Raw genomic sequence first — 5365 nt, forward strand, 5'->3', positions numbered from 1 at the left:
GACCGGCTCATGCACCTGCTTCAGACCAAGGCGTACGGCAAACGGCTCACCCTTTAATACCGAAGCTGGACCTGTCAGCTGCACGGCCGTTTGCTTCGCATCACGCTTCGTCACTTGAACCTGCGCCGTCACCGTTTCGCCGCCATAGGATGCGCTGATGGTCGTGCTTCCTTCCCCGATCCCCGTTAATACGCCTTTGTTATCGACAGAGGCGATCGTCTCATCCGCCGTCGTGAATACAGTAAGCGAAGTGACATCCTTCACCGTACCGGCATCTTTATACGTCGCCGTTACGACCGTTGGCTGTGTATCGCCAATAGCTAGACTGTAGGACGGTTGGTTCAAGCTGAGCGTGAACGCTTCCTGTTGATCATTTTCAAGCGTATAGGTGTACGCAACAACATCGCTATATAACATGCCTTCCCCGATGGCTGCGATTTTTAGAGTCGTTGATTTGGTGATCGTCAATCCTTCGTCAGCGTCGTACAACTGGCCTTTTGTTCTTGGGTCTGAACCATCGGTTGTATAGAAGATGGATTGGTCATTCAAAGCTGGCGTAAGTTTAACATTGAAGCTGGTTGCATAGTTACCGGATGCTTTGTCGGCAGACGGATTCGCTGTTTTTTGTCTCGTAACTTTGATATCGTCCACATAATATTCTGCATTGATACCGTCAAATCCGATGGTTCCGCCTTTGTTCGCTGTATCGGTATATTCGAAAATTTTGTTGCCGTCAATATACGCGGTGATGACACCATTCGTCGTCGTTATTTTATAGTCATGCCAAGTCCCCACAAAATCGGCCGGTGCAGGTTTGACGATCATATCGGTATCACCGCCGGATCTACGGTAAAGCGTAAAATCTTTGCTTGCGATTCGGTATTTCAACGAGTATCGATTAAAGTTATGATTGTTGTCGCCTGAATCCTTGGCATACCATACAGGCGCAAAATTATCCCATGGGTTTCTTTGAGCGCTCACATTAAAATTATCGATTTTCACTTTACTCTCAAAGGTGTAGTTGCTCCAATCTTCACTTGTAGCAAGGTACACCAAATCATCTGAGGACTTCACATGCATCACTTTGTTGGATGTATTCCCCGGTTCTGGAATCACCTCCACGGTTGCCTTGTTTTTATTCCGTGAAAATACGGTCGGAGCCGCGCCTTCAAAATCTTCCGAGAAAATATCTTTTGTCAGCTCAGTAGGAGGCGGCGCTGTCGGCAAATCCTCTATAGGAGGTGCTTCTTTTCCGCCGTAGACATAGAGCTGGTCAAAAAATGCTTTACCGCCGGTACCTTCCCAGTCCCCCATGCCAATGTAGGAGAAAGATGCTGCTTCATAAGTTCCGACAAGCTGATCATCAATATACAATTTGACATCCGTGCCTGAAGTATAGTCGAATTTAAAGGTATGCCAGCCAAATGCTCTTTTTACATTGGTTTGAATGAGCTGGTTGCCTTTTTTGATTTGATAGTAATCCTTCGATACGCGTCCCACTGCTCCGATTCCAAGTGCATTGACCCCGTCATCAACTCGGATGAACGAGTTCGGAAGGATTTCCGTTCCAGTGTCTTCAGTTCTGTCGCAATAAGCATAATCTTTCCTTCTGTCCAAATATTTCACTTCAACGATTTTGTTCAATGAGTTATCAAAAGTTCTACTTACGACGATTCCTCCTGGATTGGCGTCGGCGTTGATCGGTAGCGATCTCTTTCCAACAAGCGGATCCTCGGCCATAAATATGTTGCCGTAATACATGTCTACCTTACCCTTTTCAACCAGCCATTTCTTCGTATTCAATTTACTCGATGCTTCGAAGTCATCACCAAAGTAAGTATTCTCAGGCGGTGTAGGATACGTTCGCTTAGATACTTTATATTCAGCTGGAAAAGCAGATGTAAGACCGATATTTTTGTAATCCATTTTCGAATCGTCGAAGGTTTTTAACTCGCTATATTCCGCAATATTGCTCGTTGTATTGTTAGCAAAGTAAATATCGCCATAACTGCCGGGTCTGATCGCGAGTGAATGCGCTTGCGTGTTAACCCCTTTAATATTCGATAAATTCGTGCCTGTTGCGCCCATGGCTGTATCTAATCCGCCGGCCGTACACTTCTCAATGACGGAAGGATCCGCGCCGATATTCGCGATGATAAACTGATCCAAATAATTGTATCTGTCCATCGCCATGTCAATTCCATCTAAATTCGTTGTCAGCTTGTTCGGATCATTGGACCCATGCAGACGATTGACATCCTTTCCGGATAACAGCCATGACAAGAACACGGCGCTATCTTCACCTGCATCCTGCTGCGCATCATGTACATATACGTTTTTCAGGTGATTGCCAACAGTGTACATATCTTTGATTTCGTCATAGTTTTTGTCCGTGCCATTGCCATCGCGCCTGAAACCGCCCAACACCAGAATGGCTCGCTTCGGCGTATTGAAAATTTCAAGGTGCGCGATTTCATTCTGACCGGAGCTGAGCAATGTAAAGCCAACGGCATGACCTACCTGTTCGCCTACGTTATGAATGAGGACATTGTTAATGATATTATGGTTGTTGTATTTGCCGATGCCCGGATAGCCACCGTCAAACATGATACCACCGTTCCCCGTATTCTCGACTACGGTATTCTCTAATCGGTTATATTGGTTATCTCCCGCAAATACGATGCCGTACATACCTGCGTTTTTAACTCTGGTGTTGATGATGGTGATATGGTTCGCATCGGCAAGCGTTACTGCCCCTACGCGGAATTCAGGACGTTCTGTGCTTTCGCTATAGGATGGATTCGTGCTTCCTGCAGCTTCTTTCGGATGGTATCCAATTCCTGCGCCTGCGTCCCCCCAGTTCCATGAGTACGAATAATAGTCGGCAAACTCCGTGTCCTTTATCCCTAATCCATCAATAGTAATGTTGTGAACTTGCTTCTGCGGATCAGGAACAGCTGATAAGTCCACTTTTCCATTCGTAAGTTTATCTGCTCCTTTAAATTTCAAAACCTGCTGCATCGTTGGCACGATAATGGTCTGATTCGCTATGTTCCCATCTGCTGCTTTGGGATAGTAATACAGCACACCTGTTGATTTATTATAGTGATACTCGCCCTCTACATCCATGAATGCCAGGTTGCCTTGCAGGAAGTACCTTGCCCCGGTGCCTATGTTGTATTTGGTGCGGTATTTCTCAGGATAATCCGGGTCTCTTGGAAATTTGAATTCATTAGCCGAAGTATTGATGGTTTGAATCGGAACCGTATTCGTAAACCAATCCCAATCGCCGCCGTCCCACACGAACACCTGCGCAATTTCCTTTTCTCCACGAGCCTGCGCGTTCATCATCCCCGTAATTGCTTTTTGATCCAAATCGCCTGCTTTGTATTTCATATTAAAATTTTTGTTATCCCCACCTGTTGACCTTACGTATTCGCCCTTGGCCATTGGAAAGTTCGGGTTGTTGTCACGGTTTCTTGTTCTGGCCATAACCGCTCTTTGGTCGTTGACGTACAAGGTATTAAAATCGTATTTATCTTTATCCAACTGAACCTTGTATACCTTGCCCAGCAATGAACGATCAAGGTCAAATCCAGTAACATCCGATTCGGTCGCAAGCGTCCAGCCCGTGATTTCATCGCCGCCGATGAAGTTCGCTGCGCCGACCCCTTCTGCGCTTCTGTAGATCACCTCATAGCCGTTGGTGCCTGAGTCTTTTTCATTGAACTCCATCGTGCTGTCCAGAAAGTAGTCACCCGCTCCGATATTCACGATGATATTGCCTGTCATATTACCGTTCATTGCCGCAACTGCTTTTTTCGCTTTATCAAATGTTGCAAATGGTCGTGATTGTGATCCGTCATTGCTGTCATTCCCGTTTACGGCAACATAAAACTGCGCCTGAATCTTTGCTTCGCTAGCGCTTGCATTGGTAACGGCAACGTCCAAAGTATAGGATGAGCATAGGATTGTAAAAGCCATTGCCGCAGAAGTTAGTTTCTTAACATATTGTTTCACTGGACTCCTCCTACAAAAAAATAATGAGAAAAAATGCTACGCCGCGATCTCCTCGTCATCCCCCAATTGATTTAAGAAATGATGTATTATCCTCGCTGTTTCAGCGTATTGGAACTACGAGATTGTGCATACAGGAAAAAGTATATTTCCCTCTAATAAGTAGCGAATTTCAGTTCTCTAAAAAAATACTTTTCATGAAAAAATGATGATTTCTGCGCTTTAACTGCTTGATGTAATTTTTTCAAAAAATTTGTCCATTGGATATACATTTCTCCTTTATTTAATCGTTTTTCTGCTAAAATGCCGATTCGGATTTCGTCTAGGGTTGCGAGATCTTACTTTCACTAATTGCGGGATGAGTCAAGAAGTTTGTGTAGGCAGGAAGGTTTTATCCATCGGGACGATGGATAAAGGATGCGGTTTTTATACTCTGATGTAATTGTTCCAGGTGTGAACGAGGCCCAGGATCCCCCCTCTTCTATTGTAATGTAGTAAATAGTAGCAAATCGCAATACAAGGTTACACTGTAAAAAGAGCGCCTTAATGTAAAAAGGTTCTATTGTTTAACCCCAAAAATGTGTTTTTTCTATAATATGTTTAACTATAACGCCGACCAGGGCGACGGGGACAGCCCAGGTCGACGATTTATTTTTTCGATAGGTATCGTGTCCGTAAACGAATCCCATCTCCGCCTTACGTTGTATATCATATATTTTTCAACAATTGATAGATCGTCTGAGCCATCTGCGCCCGATTGATTTTCACCGTCGGAGAGAGCTCTGTGCCGCTGCCTTGGATGATCCCTGTTTTGGCGAATAGCATCATTGGCTTTTCAAAAACATAAAGGGTATTACACCCCAACAATATCGAGAACGAAACATGATGCAATAGTAATTTCATTAAATTGAAGTAAAAAACCGTCCGAACACCATGGTGTCCGGACGGTTTTTAGGGTTGAAGCTTAGGATTCAATAATTTTCCGAGCAATCGCCGCAAGGTCAACGATGTCGATCACGCCATTGCCGTCCAGGTCGGCCGACTTATATTTGTTCCAATCCGGATGCTGCTTCGTCATGCCATAATGCGCCGCTGCGATGGCAAGGTCGGCAATCGAGTATTTACCGTCTTGGTTGACGTCGCCCGGCAACGAAATGGACGCCGTCACTTCAACGGTCACGGACGCAGGAAGCGCATGGCTTTCCTGCCCCTGTGCATCCCCGATCGTTGCGCTTGTCACTGCAATCGAACCGCTTGCGCTTTGCGATACCTGCTTCGCGACGAATTTCAACTCGACGACATCCGCATCAAGTGCAATCGCATGGTCCGCTCCCAGACTTGCAAGAAT

2 protein-coding genes are annotated in these 5365 nt (G+C 45.4%); both read right to left on the minus strand.

Translation table 11 applies throughout. The features are described from left to right. On the minus strand, positions 1-4020 hold a 4020-nt coding region (locus tag C558_RS32240; RefSeq protein WP_040676209.1), incomplete at its 3' end, for a chitobiase/beta-hexosaminidase C-terminal domain-containing protein. A gap of 961 nt (positions 4021-4981) precedes the next feature. Continuing rightward, positions 4982-5365: dockerin type I domain-containing protein (locus tag C558_RS34400; RefSeq protein ID WP_040676211.1), on the minus strand; the 384-nt coding region annotated here is incomplete at its 5' end.

This window comes from Paenibacillus terrigena DSM 21567 (assembly GCF_000374845.1).
GTDB classification, from domain to species: domain Bacteria; phylum Bacillota; class Bacilli; order Paenibacillales; family Paenibacillaceae; genus Paenibacillus_K; species Paenibacillus_K terrigena.